We start from the raw sequence: 22,818 nt of genomic DNA on the forward strand, positions 1-22,818 counted from the left end.
TATATAATGAATTTATTAAGAAAAAATATATTTAGCCTGTTAATATTTCAAGGAGGGAACTATATAATCCCTCTTATGACTCTTCCTTATTTAACGAGAGTGCTAGATATTAATGGGTTTGGATTGTATTCAACTATTTTTTCTCTTTCTCAATATTTTATAATATTTATTGATTATGGTTTTAACTTATCAGCGACTAAATCTATAGCAAAGGCTAAAGATAACTCATCCATAAACAAGATATTCTGGAAAGTTATCCACACAAAAATTGTGTTATTTTTAGTTTCTGGTTTCGTGCTGACGTTTTTATGCATTTTAAATATCTTCAGTTTTGAAGTGCTAATACTTCTCATAATGTTTCTTGGCTCGGTATTCACTCCGCTCTGGTTTTTTCAAGGAATAGAGAACTTATCATCATTCACTAAAGTTATTTTATTGGCAAAGTTTCTTACACTTCCTCTTTATTTCTTGTTGGTTCATAATTCTGATGATGTTTGGTTAGCAATTGGTGTTATGTCAAGCGTTAACTTTTTATCTGCAATATTTTCTTTAATTATTATAAAAAGGAATTATCCATATATTCGTTATGAACATGTAAGTGTTATTGATATTACTTCTCAGCTGAAAAACTCAGCCCCTATATTTTGGGCAACACTTACAATTAGTCTCTATACGTCGAGTACTACATTAATCATGAGTAGTGTAAGCACTATAGAGCAAGTAAGCTTATTTTCTGCTGGAGATAGAATAAGAGGAGCTATTTTAGGTGTGTTTCTTGTTTTAGGTAATGCAATTTATCCTAGAGTGAATAAATTATTTTCTCAATCTGAAAAAGAAGCGTTTAATTTAGTTCGTATTGTATTGAGTATACAAACAGTTCTTTGTGGATTTATGCTGCTATTTTTCTTACTATTTTCCGGGGAATTGGCTAATGTTTTTTATGGAAAAAGTTTTTCTCAAGTAGGATCTATACTGATTATATTTGTACCTGCTTATTTCTTTATTCTTCAATCTACCGTTTTAGGTAATTATATATTACTACCGCTAGGTCATAATAAAGCATATGCGGTGTTACCAACGTTATGCGCAATTATACATATTCCGTTGTGCGCTGCTCTATCTCACTATTTTGGTGCAATTGGTGGAGCTGCGTCTATTACGATAGTGGAAGCAATTAGCTTTTTATTTCTTGTATTATATATGTACAGGAAGTCGCTATTAAAAAAATGTTTAGTTAATGGTGAGTAACTCATGTTGTTATCTGTCATAGTCGCAGCCTACAATGCAGAAAAGTATATTCAAGAATGCATGGAATCCATTCTCACTCAAATAGATACTAATGTTGAAGTAATTGTTATCAATGATGGTTCAAAAGACAGTACTTTAGATGTTTTAGAACAAATGAATAGAGAATATTCATTTGTTCTACTTAATCAAGAAAACCGCGGGGTTGCTTATACTCGTAATCGAGGTCTTAAAGTCGCAAGAGGAGATTATATTACTTTTTTGGACTCTGATGATGTGTGGGAAGATAATTCATATGCCCTTATAAAACAAGCAGCTAAAAACAATAGTGATTGTTTAGTGTTTAATTATAAAGAGTGGACTCAAAACGATCTAAAGATAAAGATAGCAACGCTACCAAATAATTTGAGTATAGAACAAAGTAAAATCACGTTGGCTGAACAATCTCTGTGGTATTTATGGCGCATGGTGTTCAAGCGGGAGATATATCAAGGTAGTTTTTTTGAAGAGGGAAGACGGTTTGAAGATCAGCTTATATTGCCTAAACTTATTAATAGGTGCCAAACTGTTTTAATATCTAACGATTCTTTGGTTAAATATAGATTTAATACTGATAGTATTACTAATTCTTTGAACAGTGATGACGTTATAGACAGCTTTTATTGCCTGGATAAGTATGTAGAAGAATACAGACATAAAACAAACAATTTGTATTATTCTAAAGTCATATCAAATATTTATATTTCACATATTTCAAAATGTGCGAGGGTTTATCATCAAGATAAAAAAATAGCGCTTAAATTTTTTAGAGATGGAAATAAGATATTTAGGTTTAAAGTCGCATATTATGCTGGGAACAAAAAAGCATTAGCATATTATATGTTTAGGTATCTTTTATTTTACAGATTAGTTGAATCTGTAAAAAAGGAAGTAAATTTTTAGGTGTATTAGTTTGAAAATATTATATGTTATTACTGGCTTAGATTATGGTGGTGCTGAAACTCAGCTGCTTTATTTAGCAACGGAAATTAGTAAGAATCATGAATGCTTGATTGTCTCTCTCACCGAGCCTAAAAATATTCATACCAAGTTTGAGGCTGCGGGCATTCCTATTGTTAGTTTGGGAATGTGCGCCGGAAAACCTAGCATACAAGCGATTTGGCGCTTGAAAAAGGTTATCTCTTCATTTGGTCCAGATGTCGTTCATAGCCATATGATCCACGCTAACTTGTTATGTCGCATGGTACGTGTATTCCACAAATTTAAATTAATCAACACGGCACATAATGTATATGAAGGTGGGCGGTTTCTAGAATTGTTGTTTTCTAAAACTGACTTTCTCTGTGATTTGGTTACTCAAGTTAGTCCGGAAGGTTTGAGTCGTTATAGGGAAAAGGGACTCGTGAAACCCCACAAGTCACTGTTTGTAAGAAATGCTGTAGAGTTAAACCAGCATTTAGAAAACAAAGCCCAAATCAGAAGTGATGTTCGTCAGGAATTGGGGATCGCTGATGATATTTTCGTATTTTCTATAGTGGGGCGGTTAGAACCAGTTAAGGACCACTTAAACTTGTTTCAGGCGATAAATAGCATAAAAGAAAAGACATTCATCGTTCTAGTGATAGGTAAAGGGTACTTGGAGGATGAACTTAAAAAAGCGGTTCAAAAATTTGGTATTGATACTCATGTCAAATTTCTCGGGTTAAGAACCGATGTAGATAAGGTCATCTTATCCAGCGATTGCTTCGTTTTAAGTTCTAAATATGAAGGGTTACCTATCGCTATTCTTGAAGCTATGGCTGCCGGTTTACCTATAGTATCCACCGAAGTAGGTGCAGTACCTGAGGTGGTTGAAAATAAACGCAATGGAATACTTGTTTCTAAAGAGAATAGTGAACGTCTTGGTCAAGCGCTATCTGATATGATGTGTTTTGATGATAAAACTCGTGCTGTGATGGGAGAATGTTCTAAAGAGAGAATAAAAGATCACTTTGCATCGGCAGTGATATCTAATGAGTGGATGTCGGTTTATCTTTCTGTTTGTACTCATTCTGATCTATTAATTTAATAAGAGGCGGTTGTGTCTAAGCGATTCACCATAGTTCAAAATTCATTGAAAACAGTATACTTGTTTCGTTATTCGTACATTAAAGAGCTAGTGAAGTTAGGGAAAGTAACGGTCGTTGCTCCAATAGATGATGTACATGCAAAGGATGAGTTGTTATCCCTTGGAGTGAATATTGCTCCTATCCCTCATTTTGAGGTATTAATTGGTAGGCTTATTTGTTACTTTTTAATGAATGTTTTTGTGTTAAAAGAGCGGTTTTTTGGGGCAGTAATAGTGTGCCACTTTATTGTAACGTTACTGATGTGCTTTTGCTCACTGGTACCTTTCAATAATAAGTTGCTTGTTTCTATTGAAGGCTTGGGGTCGTTATTTTCTCACCATTCAAAAATCCGCCGCGCTCTTGCTTTTCTATTGAGACAATCTTCTGCCCAAGTAATTTTTTGCAATCATGATGAAAGGAATGCGATTGGCAAAGAAAGTGATGTCGTGACCGGTGGGATAGGAGTGGATTTAGAACTCTTTCCAGCTAAAGAGAGTGTTGAGCTGAAAAAGGATAAATATCATCTCCTTTATGTGGGACGTCTTATCAAAGATAAAGGTGTGTTTGATGCCATTGAAGTTTTACGAAGATTGAAACAAGACAATGTACCAGTGGTATTAGATTTAGTGGGCGATATTTATCCTAACAACCCAACCTCTCTTTCAGATAGTGATATTAAACAGCTTGAAACTGAGTTTGGCAACGCTATCAACTTTGTGGGTTTTACACATAGTGTTCAACGTTGGTACACCGATGACCATATTTTGCTTCTTCCATCAAAACGCGAGGGTTTCCCTGTATGCGTAATGGAAGCATCTGCTTCGGGAATTCCTGTTGTCGGCTATTCCGTACCAGGAATGAGTGATGCAATTTCCCCTAAAGTGAATGGTTTGCTTGCTGAATATGGGGATGTTGATGAGTTAACCGAGTTAACTAAGAGCCTATTATCGTTAGATACCTTAGAGCAATATCGCGTATCCAGCTCTTTATACGCTCATCGTCATTTTTCGCGACAATGTAAATCAGAAAATATGATAGAGCTGATCAAAAAGCTTTGTAATGAATGATGTCTTCTTATTTAGGAACCTAAATGTTAACTATTTTTACGCCAACTTATAATCGTGGCTCCTACCTAAGGAAGTGTTACGATAGTTTGAAAAAACAGTCATTCACCGATTTTGAATGGTTGATTATTGATGATGGTTCTACAGATGATACCCAAAGTATCATTCAATCTTTTATTGAAGAAGGTAGAGTCAATATCAGATACATATATCAAAATAATTCAGGGAAGCAGGCTGCTTGGAATAATGCTGTTCTAAACGCAAAAGGTCAGTATTTTATTGGTGTCGACTCTGATGATGCATTAGTTGATGATTCATTAGCATTGTTTTTTAATCAGTATATACCTATATTGGAAGCTAATAATGACTGTGTTGGAATTAGAGCTCTATCAAAGAGTTCTAGCCAAGCAGAATCTTATGATAAAGGTTTTTTGAGCGATGAAAATTATGCCATATGTTCATGGTTTGATGAGTTTTCTAGCCGTATTGTTCAAGAGCGAATCGATATTTTAAAAACTGAATTATTAAAAGAATTTTTATATCCTGTTTCTAAACATATCAAATTTATTCCAGAAGTATGGTTTTATGTTCGTTTATCACAGCAATATAAATTTTTATATGTTAGTGAATGCTTGCGAGTCTTTTATGATGACCATAACCAAAATAGATTGAGCCGATCCAGTATTAAAAAAAATGTACATGGTCACTTCATTTCGAGGCTCGCCATGTTACGAGGTATACCTCTTTATTGTTATGCAAAAAACCCTATGGCTTTTATAAAAACCTTGGTAAGACTGGTCCAAAGTAAGATATATATACTATTAGAGAAAGATAAATGAAAAATATTGTATTTTTTTCTGGTTCAATGAATAACTCTGGTGGCACTGAAAGAGTCGCATCTCTGATAGCAAATGAACTAGACAAGTTAGGATATAATGTTAGTTTTTTAAGTCTATACAATGGAAATACTCCATTCTTCCCTCTGTCAGACAGCATTGCTATACACTCGTTGTATCCAAATAAGGTGAACTTTAAAAAACACTTTCCACAAGTTTGTTTTAAATTAAGACGTTTTATTCTAAAAAATAATACGGATGTTTTAATCAATATAGAATCCATGTTGGCGATTTATTCAATTCCAGCATTATTGAAAACAAATGTGAAAAATATATGTTGGGAACATTTTAACTTTAACGTTGATTTAGGTAATAAACTCAGACGTCTTGCGAGACGGTTAGCGGCTCGTTATTGCACTCAGGTCATTACGTTAACGGAGCGCGACAAGCAATTGTGGTTAGATCACCTTACTGTTAAAACTCGCATTGATGCAATTCCTAATCCTTCTCCCTTTGAGCCTATAATGCCGCTAAAAAAAATAAACAATAAAGTGGTGCTTGCTGCGGGAAGATTAACTTCTCAAAAAGGGTTTGATTTACTTATTGATAGTTGGCAATACGTCATTTTAAAAAGACAAGATTGGACATTACGTATTGTTGGTAGTGGAGAAGACAAAGCATGGCTTCATGATAAAGCAGAAGCTCTGGGCTTAACGGATTCTATTGAATGGGTCGAGAATGTGACTAATATGGCAGAGCAGTATTCACAAGCTGATATGTACGTAATGAGTTCTCGTTATGAAGGTCTGCCTATGGTTTTAATCGAAGCATTGTCCTTTGGTTTGCCTATTGTTAGCTTTGACTGTGAGACTGGCCCAAGTGAAATAGTAAACACAGAGTGTGGTTGGTTAACTCAAGATGGTGATACGCTTGAGCTTGGAAAATCTATACTATTAGCTCTAGAGCAACTTGAGGATCCTAACACATACAACGCGTATAGCACAGCTGCTATAGAGCAGTGCCGCGCTAAATTTTCGTTAACCCCAATTGTAAAAGAGTGGCTCAAAGTTTTAGAGTACTAAATTAGTTTGATTTTTTGAGTCGCAATTTTCTTATGAACGATGTGATTTGCCAAACATAGGTTACGACCAAAAAGTATATAGCGAAGCAGAGGATAAAACTATAAAACATCCATGCTTCACTCACATCAAACATCTCTCCAACAATTCCATATGCAGCAAGTGCTGCAGCTAACAAAGTAATTATTATAACGGTATGTGTTGATGAAAATCCAATTCGTTGGAAAATATGATGTAAGTGTTCTCTATCAGGTTTAAATGGGGAATGACCTTTACGCACACGACGAATCATCAATGAAACCATGTCCATTAGAGGAATTGCGATTAACCAAAGAGCGGTGACTGGTCTCAGTGGTGGGTTTGTACCATTTTGACTTGATAAAAGTAACAGCCAAATTAAACTAAACCCTATTAGCATACTCCCAGCGTCACCCATGAATACTTTGCGCTTACGACCAAAGACTCCTAGGTTTAGGAATAAGTATGGAAGAATGATGACAACCATGACTAGACATAAATAGGAGTAGTTGATTTGTCCATCATGAAACAACATAAAGCCTAAGCCACCAAAAGCAACTATCGATATTGCGCCTAAAAGGCCATCTATCCCATCAATCATATTAAAAGCATTAATTGCTCCAATAACCGCAAATATTGTTACTATATAACCTAAAGGTCCAAGTGTTACTTGTCCTAAGCCTGTCAAATTACCCAAGCCAAGCAACTCTATATGAGCATGTATCATCATAATTAAAGACAGAATGGCTTGGATTAGAAACCTTACTTTGTAGCTAATATCATATTTATCATCCAATGCTCCTACCAATACCAGTAAGACAATACATGAGATGAATATGTATGAGTTGGGGAGTATCGAGCCGTTACTCAGTAAAAAATACACGAGGGTAGAGCATATAGAAATTCCGCCGACCAGAGGAATATTACCCTTGTGACATTTTCTATCATTTGGCTTATCTACTAGGCCTATTTTTTTTGCAATTTTCCTTAGAACAAATAGTGAACTCAAGGAAATGAAAAACAACACAACGAGTTCTAATAGATGAAAGGCCACACAGCTACCTATGTTAAAGAGTTTGTTAGCAAGAGAAGAAGCGTTTCTAGTTCATCTGCACAATTGTGAGGATGTCTTCTTTTACACATGGATAATGAGCGAGCATTTTAAACTAGCTGTGATGATTTTTATAGTGAGAATTTCGATGTGATGTAAGGGTTTTTACCATATGTATATCGTTTTGATTCTAAGGAACATGTTCGATGTAGCCTATGGTTGTATCTGGAAACTGAGTTGTGAATCTACATTCAGTTTCGAAGCTGAGGCTTCAGTATGCCATACACATGGTTAACTTGAGACTATCGAACCCAAATGAGCATTGGTTATCATTAAAACTCTAACAGGATCTTATCGATAAAGTGATTCACCCATTGTCAATATATTATATGGACATAATTCTATTAATATTAAAAATCAAGTGATTTATTTTAATAGGTTTTATACATAAGAGCGTACAGTATAAACATAAAAACCGCTAAAAGTGTTCTTTTAGCGGTTTTTTTTACTTAAGCCCAACTACAGTTAAAAATATTATTCGATTGATTTTTATCATTACCGTTTATTTATGAAATTGCATTGTTTTTTAAATTAGTGACATTGGCTCAAATATAAGAATAACGATGATTGTACTTAGATTAAAATGGAATCGATCTCAAATCATAACTAATATAAAAATATTATTATATCCGATTAATAAATAATGACTTTTTAAAAAGTGATCTTGCCCCAATAAAATTGCTAACTGTTTGAAAGTTAATTTTTCGTCAGGATTATGATTATTGAGTGAAATTTTCATTTGATACTTGTTTTAATAAGAAAAAAAGAGTTAATTAAAAAAGTTATCAATATTTTTAATGACCCTCCCTTTCGCAGGGAATCGTAAAGTTCAGGAGAGAGCACTTGATAAACAAAGTTGTGCCGTTAGCTTTCCTGTCATTCTCTTTGGTTGGTTGTACCATTATTCCCGGTGGTGGACTGTCCACATACGACAAACATGTTGTTGAGGAGACTGACGGAGGCGGGCCGATTTCATCACGCGTAAGCGTCTACCGCTTAACCCCTAAACTGGTTAATCAACTTAAATACAGCCAAGTAGTCCCTGCTGGGAAGTCGAATGCTGAATTGGCAAACATGATATCTCAGTATCAGTATCGTATTGGTCCTGGCGATGTCCTCAATGTTACGATTTGGGATCACCCAGAGCTGACTATTCCTGCCGGTTCTTACCGCAGTTCTGCTGAAGCTGGTAACTGGGTTCATGCGGACGGAACTATCTTTTATCCGTATATCGGTAAGTTAAAAGTGGTAGGTAAAACGGTGAGTGAAGTTAGAGAGCTCATCACGCAGCGTATCAAAAAATATATTGAAGACCCGCAAGTCGATGTAAACATAGCAGCCTTTCGTTCTCAGCGGTGCTACATCACTGGTGAAGTCAATAGTCCTAGTGAACAATCCATTTCCAATATCCCTTTAACCTTGATTGATGCAATCAATAAAGCAGGTGGTATTACTGAGAATGCGGACTGGAAACACATCACATTAACACGTAACGGTGTGGAGCAACGGATTTCGCTTTATGCCTTAATGCAAAAAGGGGATTTAACCCAAAACCGGCTTTTACAGAACGGAGACATTGTCCATATTCCGCGTAACGATTCGCAGAAAGTCTTCATCATGGGTGAAGTTGGTGAATCCCAAGTTCTTAAGATTGATCGTACTGGCATGAGTTTAACGGAAGCGTTAGCTAAAGCGGGTGGTATCGATGAGAAAGAAGCGGATGCAACGGGTATTTTCGTTATTCGTAGTACCGGTATCCCTAAAGACTCCAAAGATAAGAACGCTCCTGTCGCGAACGTCTATCAGTTAAATATGCAAGATGCGACTGCATTGGTCATGGGCACTGAGTTTGAATTGAAGCCTTATGATGTTGTGTATGTGACAGCTGCACCAGTCGCGAAATGGAATCGTTTGATCGATCAATTAACACCTAGTATCACGAACTTCAACGACCTAACAGAAGGCACATTGCGCGTACGTAATTGGCCATAAGGATAGCTATGTTCGAGTCAATATTAGTTGTTTGTGTTGGCAATATATGTCGCTCCCCATTTGGGGAGCGGTATCTGCAACAGTTACTCCCTAACAAACATGTGTCATCTGCTGGGTTAGGGGTAAAAACAAGTCGACTAGAGAGTAAACCAGCGGATGCAACAGCAGTGAAGGTGGCAGATAGTTATCATGTTGATTTATCAAAGCATGAAGCCAGACAAGTTACCCCTGAAATATGCAAAGAAGTTGATTTGATTTTAGTGATGGAAAAAAAGCATATTTCCAAATTGTGTGAAATTGCACCAGAAGCAAGGGGGAAAGCAATGTTATTCAGTCATTGGATTGGCGGAAAGGATATTCCTGACCCTTATAAAAAAAGTGAAGAATTTTTTAATCTTTCATTTTCCATGATTGAACAATCATCTCAAGAATGGGCGAAAAAAATATAGTTTTTGCTAATTCAAAATAGTAATTCAAACTTAATGGCATGTGCGAAAGATATGGTTAGCAAACAGGAAAATTTAAATAACTCCTCTAGTGATGAAATCAATTTAAGTAAAATAATTGGTTTATTGCTTGATGAGAAGTGGCTGATTGTTATGGTCACTTCAGTATTCGTTGTCTTAGGCGTCGCTTATGCAATTTTGGCTACTCCAATTTATAAAGCCGATGCATTAATTCAAGTCGAAGAGAAAACCGATGGTGGCTTTTCTTCTCTTGTGGGGGATATGGGGGATATGTTTGCCTCTGAATCAACTGCCATGACTGAAATTGAGTTAATCACTTCTCGAATGATCCTCGGTCAAACTGTGGATAAGTTCCATTTAACCACTGTGGTTAAGCCAGATTACTTTCCTGTGGTAGGAAAGGGCTTAGCTCGTTTGATGGATGAAGAAGAGCATTTAGATGTTAGCCAGTTCGATATTCCCAAATATGCGAAAGATATGGCGCATCAAGTAGTGATTACTGATCCTGCTAAGCAAACGTACAAACTAGTGCGAGATGATGGGAAAGTCATTCTAGAAGGTAAAGTTGGTGAACGAGAAGAATCACAAGATGGGTATCAGATTCTTGTCTCTTCTATGGAAGCGACTAAAGGCTTTAAATTTGATATCTCCAAACGAACTGAACTAGACGCAATTAACTGGGTTAACCAGAACCTAAATGCTGCCGAAAAGGGCAAGCAAACAGGTGTTATCAAAATTACTTATCTCGATTCTGATCCCGATAAAGCGAAAGCTATTCTCAATGATATTGCGCAGAATTATTTCTTACAGAATGTAGAACGTGATTCAGCGGAAGCAGAACAAAGTATTAAGTTTTTGCAAAAGCAGTTGCCGCAAGTGAAAGGCAAACTGAATAAATCTGAAGATAAATTAAATGATTATCGTCAGAAGAAAGAATCGGTTGATCTAAGTCTTGAAGCGCAATCAGCCTTAAAAACAATGGTAGATATCGAGTCTCAACTGAACGAGCTGACGTTTAAAGAAGCCGATATCAGTAAGAAATATACCAAAGATCACCCAGCCTATAAGGCTTTGTTGGATAAACGTCAAACCTTGCTTGAAGAGAAAGCCAAGGTAAATAAAAAGGTTCAAAACTTACCAGAGACACAGCGTGAAGTTCTAAGAATGAAACGTGATGTTGAAGTTGACCAACAAATCTATATACAGCTTCTGAACAAGATTCAAGAGTTGAACATCGTTAAAGCCGGTACCGTAGGTAACGTGCGCATTATCGATAATGCAGAGACTTATCTCAGACCTGTTTCACCGAAGAAATTCATGATTGTCATCATCTTAACTCTGATGGGCGGCATGCTAAGTGTGGGGATAGTGTTACTTAAAGCCATCTTAAACAAAGGTGTTGAGAGTCCAGATGATATTGAGGCTATCGGTTTATCGGTATATGCCACTGTGCCTAAATCTAATCTACAAACAAGCTTATTAGATAGACGGTATGCCAAAGATAAGAAACTTAAGCTACTTAGTGAAATCGATCCAACAGACCTTTCAGTCGAAGCACTACGAGGCTTAAGAACCAGTTTGCACTTTGCCATGATGGAAGCTGAAAACAATATTGTGATGATTTCAGGTTCAACTCCAGGTATCGGTAAGTCATTTGTGTCTGCGAACTTCTCAGCTATCTGCGCTCATGCTGATAAGAGAGTGGTTTTGGTAGATGCTGATATGCGTAAAGGTACGGTTAACCGCTTCTTTGGTGTTCGAAATGGTGCTGGCCTATCAGATTACTTATCTGGTAAAGAACCCATGGACAACATCATTAATACGAGTGAAGTGGAAAATCTCGATGTGATTCATCATGGTCAAATCCCACCTAACCCATCGGAATTGCTCATGCATGCCCGATTTAAAGAGCTGATGGACCATTTATCGCAACAATACGATCTTGTGATTGTGGATACGCCTCCAGTTTTAGCTGTTACTGATGCAAGCATTGTCGGACGTCTTGCTGGCACCACACTCATGGTGACTCGATTCGGTGTGAATACGGTTAAAGATATCGACTTGGCATGGGGACGATTCAAACAAGCTGGTATTGATGTGAAAGGCGTGGTGTTTAATGGCGCCGAGAAGAAATCGGAGAACTATTACTACTACGAATATTCAAGTGATCACTAAGTATGTTAACGAATAATCATGGGCGACTTGGTGTTCATGTTGGTATTAATGGTTTGGAATGGTATGGCGATAAATGAATAAATTAACTTGGAACATTATTTGGTTAATTTTTGATAAGCTGATTACGCTTCTTGGGGGCTTTTTAATCACCGTATTAACGGCGCGTTATTTAGGCCCTGAAAAGATCGGTATTATCAACTATTTCCTCGCCATCTTAGCGTTTATCGTCCCTATTACCCAATTTGGGGGCGATATCCTAATTTTCTTAAAAAGTGCGAAGAATGAGCAATCAGGTAAGATGCTGATTAATCACACTAAGAACATGAGACGCTTGCTGTTCACCGTTTCATTTGCAGCCATCTATCTGTTTACTTATCAAGATTACAATCAGTATGACCGTTTAATTCTCGTGATATTAGGCGTTGCTTCTTTTTATCAATCGTATGATCTCTATAAGTTTTACTTTAATGGGGTGATGCGCTCGAAAGAAAACGTCATTTCTGGTCAGGCTGGTGTGCTTGCCAGTTTGTTATTACGGTCGATTTTCGTCTTTTTCAAACTGCCGTATTACTTTTTTGCTTTACCTTACGTTGCGTTGTACATCATCCCATTCTGGTACCGCAAATATCGTATAAAAGCGAAAGGAATTGAAACCGCAAAGTATGCGACTCAATTTAAGGGATATTTCTTAAAAAACGGCTTTCCTATTCTGATCAGCTCTCTATCTATTTTGGTCTACATCAAAGTGGGGCAGATCATGCTAGGGACGTTTTTAACTAATAAAGAAGTTGGGCTATACACTTCGGCGCTCACGTTGGCTCAGTGTTGGCAGTTTGTCCCACTGGCGTTGATCATGAGTTTTATCTCTAAATCAGTGTCGAGTACGACATTCAAAGATAAAGGCTTTCGTCTCTGCTTTTTAGCGTCGACGCTGTGCAGTGTGCCTTTCTTACTCGCCACTTATTTCCTTGCTCAACCGATCATCGAAGCAACATATGGTAAAGCGTTCTTAGAGGCGCAATCGCTGTTGTTCTTACTAACGCTCACAACGATGTTTTCCCTGTATGGCACCATTTCTTCTCGCATCATTATCGATGCAGGTGGTAACAAATACATGATGATGAAATCGCTGGTGGTTTCAATCATGAGTGTCGGGCTTAGCTATTGGTTTGTAAAAGAGTATGGGCTGATAGGAGCGGGTTATGCCGCGTTAATCTCTGAAGCAGTATCAGGGACGGTAGGTAACTACTTCTTTAAGAAATCCAATATTTTTAAACTGCAGTATTCGATGTTGATGTCGAAAAAAGACATTCTCTCTTTCGTGAAGGGTTAATGATTATGGAAAATACTATGGAAAAATATAAACAAGGTCTTGTCTCTGTCGTGATTCCAACATGTAACCGGGGAGAACTCTTCTATAAAGCGATAGAAAGCGTTTTAAATCAGACTTACCAAAATGTTGAAGTCATTATCATCGATGATAATTCTGACGGCCCATTACATTTAGAGCAGTACGACTCACATCCAATCAACATTATTTACCATAAAAATAGTGAAAACTTAGGTGGAGCGATTTCTAGGAATAAAGGTGCTTCTTTAGGAAGAGGCGAGTTCGTCTGTTTTCTCGATGACGACGACACTTATCTACCGAATAAGTTGTCACTTCTAGTCAGTGAATTAAACGCCGATAAAAGCCTTGATGCGATTTTTGGTCGAGTGATACGGGCAAGCAATCCCGAGCGTCCAACGGATATGAGTTTCACCGACGCAAATGGAATCATATCGGGTCGAAAAAGTATCAGCTATTTACACACGAATACTTCGCTTATTCGACATGAGTCTTTTGATCGAATCAAATTCGACGAAGAACTGGGTAAGTTTCAGGACACACAATTACATATCGAATTAGTGAATAAGTGTAAATGTAAATATATTGATGAAAATGTCGCTACTTGGTTTGATAATCATGGTAATGGACAAATTACTGATATGAAAGATATTGGCCAGTATTACCGTAGCATTGATAATTTTACCAAGCTGAAAAACAACCTAAGAAAACGTAACTCTATAAGCTATTTCGAATATAAAAAAATGGCCTTTGATCTTTCGAAAATGAAAGTGAAATGCTGCTTAAAATTTTACAACAACAATGTTGAACTCAACTTATTTGAGAAAAATGTTCTTTCTGTTCTGAAGCTTAGAAGGAGCTTATTTTGCAAATAATTATAAGCTTATCGCTTGTTTTATATTCTTTAGCAACATTCAACCCGATCATGATGCCTGTGGCATTGTTGCTCTTGGGTTTGTGCAGCGTAAGTAAATTAAACAAGGTAAGTTTGGTTCGTTTGCTTTTCTTCGTTATCGCACTAGCGTTTCCGATAATATTTAACTCATTTTATTCGATAGAGCATATATATATTAACTCTGTAGCTAAATATATTATGTTTTTGTTTTATATCTTCTTGCTGGTGCAATGGTCGAAAAGTGAGGATAAAGGAAAAATAGAGACAGCATTTAAACATTTGCTGTTTATCCATTTAGTGTTCTTCTATATCCAAGTTGTTGCTTATTTTGCGACAGGTGAATTCATTGAGTTCAGTAAATACGTTCGAGCAAAAGATGCCGTCGTTCTTTATGAATCAAAAGCGTTAATGAATAGTTTTATTTCAGCTCGATTTACGGGGCTATTCACTGAGCCTTCATACTACAGCATGATTGTGTTGCCTATCTCATCTATCTTCTTGATTTTAAACAAACACAAATTGATCTCTGTGTTTGGCATCATCAGTGTGGGATTGAGCCTATCGATTGCGGCAATCATTATCATGGCCCTGATGATCGGTATTTATATCTTTCTGAGTAAAGGCAACAAATTCCTCAAAATCTTATGTATTTCGGCCGCAATCTTTTTGGCTCCCGTGTTCTATGGGTTTTATGATGCGAGGATTAACGCAGATGCTGACTATGATGCGATCGCCAGTCGCTCGTTCGTTTTTACCGAACTACAAATCCGTAATACCTACCTCAACATGGTGGGAGAAGGCGTCTTTATAGATGAATCTAAGCCGTTGGGAATAGTAGGGTTAACCGGGGCAGAAATTCGTGATAGCTCATTCTACATTTACCTACTTTATTCCGTTGGCTTGTTTGGTTTCCTGACCTTTTTCGCCTTGATGTTTTACCTATTTGGTTTCAAAAGCATGGTGTATCTGATGCCACTTTTACTGTTCAAATATCACCTGCTGACGACCATGTTTTTCATGACTTTATTCCTGTTTTATTTCTACAAGGAAGAAGTTTCTCATTTCTCGGAGGTTAGAGAATGCGAAATATAGCGCTTGTCTGTGATTGCATTGAACGTTTTTGGTTCTTTAAGCGGTTTTATTCATCACAGCCAGAATACTCAATGACCCTAATTACTAATGATCTAGTGGTTCGTCTATTGTGCGCTTGGAATAAGATTCCGTGTATCCAATTATCGCAAACCTCGCCGATGCCTGAGTATGCGCAATATGCTGATAAGGTGGCAAATTCTTCTGAAATAACCGTAGGGGGATATCAGCAAGACTTTGCTTGTAAGGTGTACAGTTCTTATCTAAGCCAAGTGCCAGCTAAATTGGCCCATTTTGATACGTTTCTTATTTGGAATGGTCAGCAACTGCTGGATAAAAGCATCATTGATGTGTTCCCTGAGCAGTGTGTTTATATGGAACTGTCTAACCTACCTAGCAAAATTTTTGTTGATAAGCTCGGTGTGAACGCCATGTCATCGCTCTTTTTCCATCCTGAAGTTCTAGATAAAGAAGAGCCGGTATCCGATGAATTTCATCAACAGTGGGTAGTGGAATATGAGCAATATAAAATGGCGCCTCCTCCGCAGTCTAAAGTGACAAAATTTCAGCTCTACTGCAGAGCGATTAATATGTTGGTGACGTCTTGCTCAAGCATTGCTGGGATCAAAAACTTACGGCATCGAATGAAGAAAATTACGCCGGAACCGGTCGATTTTTCTCAGTTTCATCTAAAAAATGCAGATTTAGAACAACCATTTATTTTCTGCCCACTGCAGGTTTCCTCAGATACGCAGTTATTAATTCACTCAGATTTTAATAACAAAGACATTATTCGTGAGGCGATCAAAATTGCAGATGAGAAAGGATTATCTCTTTATGTGAAATTTCATCCTGCAGAGCGTAATTTGACCGAGGTAAAAGAGATTGTCGAAATGAGCCAGACTCAAGGGTTCACTTTGGTTGCCAACAACACTAACGATTTATTACGCCAATGTAATGAAGTTGTCGTGAACAACTCAACGGTTGGATTGGAGTCCATGATATATGGCAAGCCAACTCATGTGTTTGGTCGAGCACTGTATAAATCGTTCGATAATGAGCGACTCAAGAAATACATCCATCGTTACTTGATTAATGATGTTGATTACTTTGCTGACCATCCTGTTGATGTTGTTGCAATTTTGAACAAAGTTGAGGGGAAATAATATGGTTTGCTATCTCATTCCTTATTTCAACTGCTATGACGATTTGATTTTGACCTTACGCTCACTAGAGGATGACTCAGCTGACGTAGTGATCGTCGATGATGGCAGTACAGTTTCCTTAGCGTCTCAACTTGATGTCACTCAATTTAAGTCGAATATTCAGGTGCTTGAATTAGAAAAAAACCAAGGTATTGAAGGGGCTCTAAATCGAGGGCTGGAATTTATTTATCAGCAAGGTTATCGCTATATTGCTCGCATTGATTGTGGAGACTTATCACTTCCTGGCCGTATAGAAGCTCAGGTTGCGGTTATGGAATCGGATGACGAGATCGTTTTATGCGGCGGTTGGGCAGATTACGTGAATGAAGAATATGAATTTCTGTTTACCAATAAAGTGCCAACAGACGATAGCAGCATCAGAAAACATATGTTTTTAAATAATATGTTTATCCATCCTGCAGTCATGATGCGTGCAGATGCCATCAAGCAGATTGACGGCTATCCGACGAATCGTAAAGCCGCAGAAGACTACGCTGTTTTCTTTAAGTTAATGCAACTGGGTAAAGTGAAAAATCTTCCGCAATCCTTGATTCGTTATGTAGTGTCATCGACCAGTATTTCTTCGCAAAAGAGAAATTTGCAGGTCAAAAACCGAATTCTGGTGATTTGGGATAATAAAGCCTGCTCTCTGCATTTTGCTTATGGGTTGGTACGCTCATGCCTATTACTGGCATTTCCTCGTACAGTGACGATGAAACTGCGCTCGTTATTAAGGTAGGTGATAGTGGATAAATTATTAGTTGGTCTCTCAGTATTAATCGCTAACGTCAAAGCGAACTTGGTGAAAGTGGCTTACTTAGGGCAGGTTAAATCTGATGCCATTGTGCGAACGCCTTATTTTCCATCAGTTCGAGTTCGACGCGGTGGTGTCATTGTTTGTACTGGAGTCAAATTCCGTCGTCGCTGCACCATTTTTGCTGATGGCGGCGAAGTCAAAATTGGTCGTGGCGCGTTTCTCAATAATGATTGCTCGATAAATAGCAACCAATCGATTGTGATTGGTGAAAATACGTTATTTGGGGAAGGGGTGAAAATTTATGACCACAACCATCGTGTTGTTGATGGGGTTGTGAGTCATAACGAATTTGATTCTGCGCCAGTTCATATTGGTCGTGACTGTTGGATCGGCTCAAATGTAGTGATTTTACCTGGGGTAACGATTTGTGACCGAACCATTATCGGTGCTGGTTCAGTCATTGCTAAAAGCATTACCGAACCAGGAACGTACGTAACAGAGAACATTCGCTTAAGGAAACTGAGCTAAAAATTCAATTCAATGAGGTGCTTATGGTTAGGGATCCTAGAATTGATATATTTCGTGGTTTTTTGATTTTGCTCGTTGTATTGGGACATGTAAAACATATCCCAATAGCCTTACATCACGCTATATATGCTTTTCATATGCCAGCGTTTTTTATTCTGGCAGGCTACTTATTTAATTTACATAAAGGTGGCAGTGCTTATGAGACTATTGCCAAGAAATTTAACCGCTTAATTATACCTGCTTGGGTGTTTGGTCTTATTTGTGGTTTACCGTTTGTTGCTATCACTTTGTTGCACTTTAATACCGATGCGGTCATTAATTTCTTAACAAGACTTTATGGCACATTAACGGGTTATCCTTCTTGGGATACAACATTTAACTGTACGCCATTATGGTTCCTGTATGCGCTATTTATTATCGAAGTGATAGCCATTTTATGTAAAAAACTTAATGAAAATACATTTATTATTACCTTAATGGTATTAGGTGTTATCGGTGTATTGGTCAGTTATCAAACGGACGTGGTTACGCCATTTAACCTACTTATAGGATTATCTTGTTTAATCTATTTCACACTTGGTTTTTTCATTAAAAGAATCAGTCATTCAATATCTAAATCATGGTTGTTTATTACTCCGGTGGTGTATTGCATCACTTATTATGTTTTTGTTATTCATGCAAAAGGTGATGTCATTAGCTTGGCTGAAAATAATTTTGGTCCAGCGAACGATTTTGTCTGGAATATAGTGTTGTCCTTGAGTGGAACTGGGTTCGCATTAGTCATTTCTACACTATTTGCCAAGAATGAAATGTTATCCAGAGGGTTTTCTTGGCTAGGTGTTAATACCATTCCAATTATTGCCTTTGATTATTATGTAAACGATGTTTTTGTGAAAACTTTCGCTATAACAGGCATATCAATTCCTAACGCGTGGTTATTTATATTCCCGCTTAAATTGGCCATTTTGGTCGGCATTGTATGGGCTGTAACGCGTATTACTTGGTTAAACGATATTCAAAGTGGGAAAGTACAGATTTTTAATAAAAAGACTATGTCGGAGCAATTGTAGATAACGTTATGAAAATAGTACATGTCATTGAATCATCGGCGACTGGCACCTTATCTATAGTGACAATGGCCGCGCAATATCAAGCGGACAAACATGATGTCACGGTGATTTTTTCACGCCGTCCGGATACGCCGCCGAATATCGAAACGTTATTTCCAAGTAATGTCACTTTGGTTGAAGTGGGGATGAGTCCCAAACATTTCCCTTGGTCTCTTTTGGCGTTGCGTAGTGAGCTTAAAAAAATTCAGCCTGATGTCATCCACTGTCACTCTTCTTTCGGTGGGTTTGTGGGGCGTCTAAGCTCGGTGTTTATGCGCAGCAGAGTCTTTTATAGCCCTCACTGTATTTCATTCATGCGTAAAGACATCAGCCCACTTAAAAACTTTTTATTTAAAGCATTTGAATCGGTTGCGTGTTTGAGGCCTGCAACCTATATCGCTTGCTCAGAGAGCGAACGCTCAGCCATTAAAAATGCATTGTCCTTTGTTGATGTGGCATTGCTAGAAAATGCAGTGGATTTATCAGAGTTTAAAGCGTTGCCAAATCCACATAATGCTCCAGGCAAAAAGACTGTATTGACGGTCGGAGGTATTCGTCCGCAAAAGGGCTTTATGGAATTTGCCAAGATTGCTCGTGAGTGCGCGGAGCTTGATTTGCACTTTGTTTGGATTGGCGATGGTGCTGTGCAAGATAGGGAGGTACTTGAACAGGCAGGTGTCGAAGTGACGGGGTGGAAAAGTCGCCAAGAAGTGATCGCGTTATTAAATGATGCCGATCTTTACCTCTCTACATCGCTTTGGGAAGGCATGCCAGTCTCTGTGATTGAAGCAAGTGCAGCAGGCCTTCCGTTATTACTTCGAGACTGCGCAGGCAATAGCGATATTGTTGTCGATAAGCGCGGCGGATGTCTATTTACTCAAACCTCAGAGGCAATCGAGTTGTTGTCTCAGTTTATTGCAGATCCAGATAAGTTTCGTCAAGCGACTCTCCCAGATAGAAAAGCCGTATTTCAGCGATTTTCTGTGGAGCGCTTTGCTCGTCATCTGGAAGAAATTTATCAAATTTAAACATTATTCATCGAGGCTTATATGTTTTTAATCGCAGGACCTTGTGTCATTGAATCAGAGCAACTTGTCATGGATGTCGCAGGCAAGATGAAAGAAATTACCTCAGAGTTGGGGATCGATTACATTTTTAAATCAAGCTTTGATAAAGCAAACCGCAGTTCGACAGGCAGTTACCGTGGCCCTGGTATTGAAAAAGGCCTGGAAATTTTAGCCAACGTGAAAAAAGAGTTGGGCTTAAGAGTGCTGACTGATGTTCATGAAGATACACCAATCGATGAAGTGGCATCGGTAGTGGATGTGCTGCAAACCCCAGCGTTTTTGGTACGTCAAACTAACTTCATTCAAAAAGTCGCGGCGGCAGGTAAACCTGTCAATATTAAAAAGGGCCAGTTTCAAGCCCCATGGGATATGGAGCAGGTGGTGAAAAAATGCCATGAAGTAGGCAACAAAGATATTTGGCTTTGTGACCGTGGTACTTCATTTGGCTATAACACGCTTATCTCTGATATGCGTGGGTTGTCTGTGATGCGTCAAACCGGTTGTAAAGTGGTATTTGATGCCACTCACTCAGTGCAGCAGCCGGGTGGGTTAGGTGCAACCTCTGGTGGCCAACGTGAAATGGTGCCGGTATTGGCTCGCTCAGCGGTAGCTGCTGGGGTTGATGGCTTGTTTATGGAAACTCACCCAAATCCGGAAGTCGCGTTGAGTGATGGTCCTAATATGCTGCCTTTAGCGGTAATGAAAGAGATGTTGGAAACCCTAGTAGAGCTAGATCAGGTGGTACACAAACGCCCATACCTTGAAAGCAAACTTTCATAAGTGGGTTGGGCAAAGGATTGTGCCAGTTTGTAACGACAGAAAATTAGGTAGATAAAATGGCATTTGAAAACATCAAAATCGTGATCCCATCTCGTTATGGGTCGTCCCGTTTACCCGGGAAACCTTTGATGCCGTTGTGTGAAAAACCCATGTTTTGGCATGTAGTCAATCAGGCTGTTACTGCGGGTTTTTCAATACAAGACATTGTTGTCGCCACCGATGACCAACGTATTATGGATGCTGCTCAGCAGTATATTATTCCTGCGGTATTAACCGATAAAAATCACGCCAGTGGTACTGATAGGCTATACGAAGTGTGTGAAAAATTGGGTTGGGGCGACGATACTCTGGTCATTAACGTGCAAGGGGATGAGCCTATGATTCCTCCCGCGCTGATCACCACCTTGGCCAATTTTGCGACTCAGTCTCCCCAGTTTGATATTTGCACGGTTATGAGTCCTATTTTGTCCGTTGCTGATTTACATAACCCGAATGTGGTTAAAGTGGCGGAAGGGGAAGGGCAGCGAGCGGTCTATTTTTCACGTTCACCGATCCCTTTTGATCGCGAATCGAAAGACTCGCTAGCCAGTGTTTGTCGTCATATTGGTATCTATGCATACCGAGTTGAGCGCTTACGTCAATTCTGTTCATTTCCTGAATCATCACTAGAAAAAATCGAGAAGCTAGAGCAGCTTCGCGCGTTGAGTCATGGGATGTCTATTGGGGTTGTACGTTATAACGAAGCGCCTCCTCACGGTATTGATACCCAAGAGGATTATGACGATGTTAAACACATAATGGAAAACAGCTAATGTCAATTTTACAGCACGCGAAAAAAGTCATTGATATTGAAATTGCTGGTTTAACGCAGATTTCTAATCAATTAGACGACCATTTCGAACAGGCGATTCAAGCCATTCTGAAAACGCAGGGGCGTACCATTATTTGTGGTATGGGGAAGTCGGGCATTATTGGTAAAAAAATAGCCGCCTCATTTGCTAGTACCGGAACACCAAGCTTTTTCATGCACCCAGGAGAAGCGTTTCATGGTGATCTCGGCATGGTACAGCCGGAAGATGTGTTTATTGCGATATCAAATTCAGGTGAAACCGAAGAGGTGTTGAAGCTGCTACCGTTTTTACGCGATAACGGCAATTATGTCATCGCGATAACTGGGAAACCAAAATCAACACTTGCAACTGCTGCGCACTGTCATCTTAATATTGCTGTTCCTCAAGAGGCTTGCCCTTACCAATTAGCGCCAACGAGTTCAACGACGGCAACCTTAGTCATGGGCGATGCTTTAACGATTACCTTGATGGAATTGCGAGACTTTCAACCAGAAAATTTTGCTCGTTTCCACCCTGGAGGCAGTTTAGGGAGAAGGTTGTTGAGCAAAGTACGTGATGATATGGCAACCGACTCTCAGCCAATTGTACGAATGAGCAGTGAACTGCCGGAAATTATTAACGTGATTTCGCATGGTTGCTTAGGTTTGGCTGTGGTGGTCGATGATGCCAATAAGGTGAAAGGGATTGTCACTGATGGGGATTTACGTCGTTCCATGCAAAAGTATGGTCAAGATGCTTTCAGTGTGTGTGCCAAATCTATCTACAGTGAGAATCCTGTTTGTATTTCACCAGACGCATCGGTCGGTAAGGCTTATGAGTTAATGGAATCCAAGCGTATCAGCGCATTATTGGTGCTAGAAGATGATGAATTAGTCGGTGTGCTGAAAAAGTAATTATATAGTTTTCAATCACTCATGAATAAACTAAATATAATTCACATCATTATTTAATGATGTATTTCAATATGTTTTAGAAATTGTATTAACAGTAAGCCGACAATTTCTGACATAGGTTTTATCTATCAATATTGACAAAGTTATGTATGCGAGGGTTGTTATATATTTCTCTCGCATTTTTTTTGTCTTTTTCATATT

21 protein-coding genes are annotated in these 22,818 nt (G+C 38.4%); 20 read left to right on the top strand and 1 reads right to left on the bottom strand.

Going from position 1 to position 22,818, the window contains the following annotated elements:
* Positions 1 to 6 precede the first annotated feature (6 nt).
* The 6 genes from I1A42_RS11520 (at position 7) to I1A42_RS11545 (ending at position 6,335) form a co-directional block, all read left to right on the top strand.
* Positions 7 to 1,248, top strand: a complete 1,242-nt coding sequence (locus tag I1A42_RS11520; RefSeq protein ID WP_196123550.1) for an oligosaccharide flippase family protein — start codon at positions 7 to 9, stop codon at positions 1,246 to 1,248.
* 3 nt (positions 1,249 to 1,251) lie between these two features.
* Positions 1,252 to 2,187, top strand: a complete 936-nt coding sequence (locus I1A42_RS11525) for a glycosyltransferase family 2 protein (RefSeq protein WP_196123551.1) — start codon at positions 1,252 to 1,254, stop codon at positions 2,185 to 2,187.
* Between the two features lie 10 nt (positions 2,188 to 2,197).
* On the top strand, positions 2,198 to 3,313 hold the full coding sequence (locus tag I1A42_RS11530; protein ID WP_196123552.1) for a glycosyltransferase: 1,116 nt from the start codon (positions 2,198 to 2,200) through the stop codon (positions 3,311 to 3,313).
* Positions 3,314 to 3,403: 90 nt separating this feature from the next.
* A complete protein-coding gene (locus I1A42_RS11535; RefSeq protein ID WP_196123553.1) occupies positions 3,404 to 4,420 on the top strand; it encodes a glycosyltransferase in 1,017 nt (338 codons plus the stop codon).
* Positions 4,421 to 4,443: 23 nt separating this feature from the next.
* Positions 4,444 to 5,256 carry a glycosyltransferase family 2 protein gene (locus I1A42_RS11540; RefSeq protein WP_196123554.1) on the top strand — a complete coding sequence of 271 codons (813 nt, stop codon included), beginning with the start codon at positions 4,444 to 4,446 and terminating at the stop codon, positions 5,254 to 5,256.
* A complete protein-coding gene (locus tag I1A42_RS11545; RefSeq protein ID WP_196123555.1) occupies positions 5,253 to 6,335 on the top strand; it encodes a glycosyltransferase family 4 protein in 1,083 nt (360 codons plus the stop codon). The genes I1A42_RS11540 and I1A42_RS11545 overlap by 4 nt, the downstream gene beginning before the upstream one ends.
* A 1-nt stretch (position 6,336) precedes the next feature.
* On the opposite strand, the gene wecA is transcribed toward I1A42_RS11545, so the two are convergent.
* Positions 6,337 to 7,404: a UDP-N-acetylglucosamine--undecaprenyl-phosphate N-acetylglucosaminephosphotransferase gene (wecA, locus tag I1A42_RS11550; protein WP_196123556.1), complete on the bottom strand. Its 1,068-nt coding sequence runs from the start codon at positions 7,402 to 7,404 to the stop codon at positions 6,337 to 6,339.
* A 900-nt stretch (positions 7,405 to 8,304) separates the two neighbouring features.
* On the opposite strand from wecA, the gene I1A42_RS11555 reads away from it, so the two are divergent.
* From I1A42_RS11555 to I1A42_RS11620, 14 genes are all read left to right on the top strand, one after another.
* Complete coding sequence (locus I1A42_RS11555) at positions 8,305 to 9,453, top strand: polysaccharide export protein (RefSeq protein WP_196123557.1); 1,149 nt, start codon at positions 8,305 to 8,307, stop codon at positions 9,451 to 9,453.
* An 8-nt stretch (positions 9,454 to 9,461) separates the two neighbouring features.
* The gene (locus tag I1A42_RS11560) at positions 9,462 to 9,902 is read left to right on the top strand and encodes an arsenate reductase/protein-tyrosine-phosphatase family protein (protein ID WP_196123558.1); all 441 of its coding nucleotides are present in this window, start codon (positions 9,462 to 9,464) and stop codon (positions 9,900 to 9,902) included.
* A gap of 51 nt (positions 9,903 to 9,953) precedes the next feature.
* The gene (locus I1A42_RS11565) at positions 9,954 to 12,095 is read left to right on the top strand and encodes a polysaccharide biosynthesis tyrosine autokinase (protein ID WP_196123559.1); all 2,142 of its coding nucleotides are present in this window, start codon (positions 9,954 to 9,956) and stop codon (positions 12,093 to 12,095) included.
* 73 nt (positions 12,096 to 12,168) lie between these two features.
* Complete coding sequence (locus I1A42_RS11570) at positions 12,169 to 13,428, top strand: oligosaccharide flippase family protein (protein WP_196123560.1); 1,260 nt, start codon at positions 12,169 to 12,171, stop codon at positions 13,426 to 13,428.
* A gap of 17 nt (positions 13,429 to 13,445) precedes the next feature.
* Positions 13,446 to 14,318, top strand: a complete 873-nt coding sequence (locus I1A42_RS11575; protein WP_196123561.1) for a glycosyltransferase family 2 protein — start codon at positions 13,446 to 13,448, stop codon at positions 14,316 to 14,318.
* Positions 14,319 to 14,536: 218 nt separating this feature from the next.
* Positions 14,537 to 15,430, top strand: coding sequence for a hypothetical protein (locus I1A42_RS11580; RefSeq protein WP_196123562.1), 894 nt, complete (start codon positions 14,537 to 14,539; stop codon positions 15,428 to 15,430).
* Positions 15,418 to 16,593, top strand: coding sequence for a capsular polysaccharide export protein, LipB/KpsS family (locus tag I1A42_RS11585; protein ID WP_196123563.1), 1,176 nt, complete (start codon positions 15,418 to 15,420; stop codon positions 16,591 to 16,593). The genes I1A42_RS11580 and I1A42_RS11585 overlap by 13 nt, the downstream gene beginning before the upstream one ends.
* A gap of 1 nt (position 16,594) precedes the next feature.
* On the top strand, positions 16,595 to 17,371 hold the full coding sequence (locus I1A42_RS11590; protein ID WP_196123564.1) for a glycosyltransferase: 777 nt from the start codon (positions 16,595 to 16,597) through the stop codon (positions 17,369 to 17,371).
* A gap of 6 nt (positions 17,372 to 17,377) precedes the next feature.
* Positions 17,378 to 17,917, top strand: a complete 540-nt coding sequence (locus I1A42_RS11595; protein WP_329604819.1) for an acyltransferase — start codon at positions 17,378 to 17,380, stop codon at positions 17,915 to 17,917.
* A gap of 23 nt (positions 17,918 to 17,940) precedes the next feature.
* On the top strand, positions 17,941 to 18,987 hold the full coding sequence (locus I1A42_RS11600; RefSeq protein ID WP_196123565.1) for an acyltransferase family protein: 1,047 nt from the start codon (positions 17,941 to 17,943) through the stop codon (positions 18,985 to 18,987).
* 8 nt (positions 18,988 to 18,995) lie between these two features.
* Positions 18,996 to 20,054: a glycosyltransferase gene (locus I1A42_RS11605; protein ID WP_161158444.1), complete on the top strand. Its 1,059-nt coding sequence runs from the start codon at positions 18,996 to 18,998 to the stop codon at positions 20,052 to 20,054.
* A gap of 21 nt (positions 20,055 to 20,075) precedes the next feature.
* Positions 20,076 to 20,873 carry a 3-deoxy-8-phosphooctulonate synthase gene (gene kdsA / locus I1A42_RS11610; RefSeq protein WP_196123566.1) on the top strand — a complete coding sequence of 266 codons (798 nt, stop codon included), beginning with the start codon at positions 20,076 to 20,078 and terminating at the stop codon, positions 20,871 to 20,873.
* Between the two features lie 56 nt (positions 20,874 to 20,929).
* A complete protein-coding gene (gene kdsB / locus I1A42_RS11615) occupies positions 20,930 to 21,685 on the top strand; it encodes a 3-deoxy-manno-octulosonate cytidylyltransferase (RefSeq protein ID WP_196123567.1) in 756 nt (251 codons plus the stop codon).
* A complete protein-coding gene (locus I1A42_RS11620; RefSeq protein ID WP_161158447.1) occupies positions 21,685 to 22,617 on the top strand; it encodes a KpsF/GutQ family sugar-phosphate isomerase in 933 nt (310 codons plus the stop codon). The genes kdsB and I1A42_RS11620 overlap by 1 nt, the downstream gene beginning before the upstream one ends.
* Positions 22,618 to 22,818: the final 201 nt, after the last annotated feature.

This window comes from Vibrio nitrifigilis, assembly GCF_015686695.1.
GTDB classification, from domain to species: domain Bacteria; phylum Pseudomonadota; class Gammaproteobacteria; order Enterobacterales; family Vibrionaceae; genus Vibrio; species Vibrio nitrifigilis.

Coding starts and splice junctions, on each gene's coding strand:
- I1A42_RS11580 (WP_196123562.1), top strand. CDS start 14,537: ATGTTTTTGTTTTATATCTTCTTGCTGGTGCAATGGTCGAAAAGTGAG.
- kdsB (WP_196123567.1), top strand. CDS start 20,930: ATGGCATTTGAAAACATCAAAATCGTGATCCCATCTCGTTATGGGTCG.
- I1A42_RS11605 (WP_161158444.1), top strand. CDS start 18,996: ATGAAAATAGTACATGTCATTGAATCATCGGCGACTGGCACCTTATCT.
- I1A42_RS11570 (WP_196123560.1), top strand. CDS start 12,169: ATGAATAAATTAACTTGGAACATTATTTGGTTAATTTTTGATAAGCTG.
- I1A42_RS11525 (WP_196123551.1), top strand. CDS start 1,252: ATGTTGTTATCTGTCATAGTCGCAGCCTACAATGCAGAAAAGTATATT.
- I1A42_RS11545 (WP_196123555.1), top strand. CDS start 5,253: ATGAAAAATATTGTATTTTTTTCTGGTTCAATGAATAACTCTGGTGGC.
- I1A42_RS11585 (WP_196123563.1), top strand. CDS start 15,418: ATGCGAAATATAGCGCTTGTCTGTGATTGCATTGAACGTTTTTGGTTC.
- I1A42_RS11540 (WP_196123554.1), top strand. CDS start 4,444: ATGTTAACTATTTTTACGCCAACTTATAATCGTGGCTCCTACCTAAGG.
- I1A42_RS11520 (WP_196123550.1), top strand. CDS start 7: ATGAATTTATTAAGAAAAAATATATTTAGCCTGTTAATATTTCAAGGA.
- I1A42_RS11620 (WP_161158447.1), top strand. CDS start 21,685: ATGTCAATTTTACAGCACGCGAAAAAAGTCATTGATATTGAAATTGCT.
- I1A42_RS11565 (WP_196123559.1), top strand. CDS start 9,954: ATGGTTAGCAAACAGGAAAATTTAAATAACTCCTCTAGTGATGAAATC.
- I1A42_RS11590 (WP_196123564.1), top strand. CDS start 16,595: ATGGTTTGCTATCTCATTCCTTATTTCAACTGCTATGACGATTTGATT.
- kdsA (WP_196123566.1), top strand. CDS start 20,076: ATGTTTTTAATCGCAGGACCTTGTGTCATTGAATCAGAGCAACTTGTC.
- I1A42_RS11560 (WP_196123558.1), top strand. CDS start 9,462: ATGTTCGAGTCAATATTAGTTGTTTGTGTTGGCAATATATGTCGCTCC.
- I1A42_RS11575 (WP_196123561.1), top strand. CDS start 13,446: ATGGAAAAATATAAACAAGGTCTTGTCTCTGTCGTGATTCCAACATGT.
- I1A42_RS11600 (WP_196123565.1), top strand. CDS start 17,941: ATGGTTAGGGATCCTAGAATTGATATATTTCGTGGTTTTTTGATTTTG.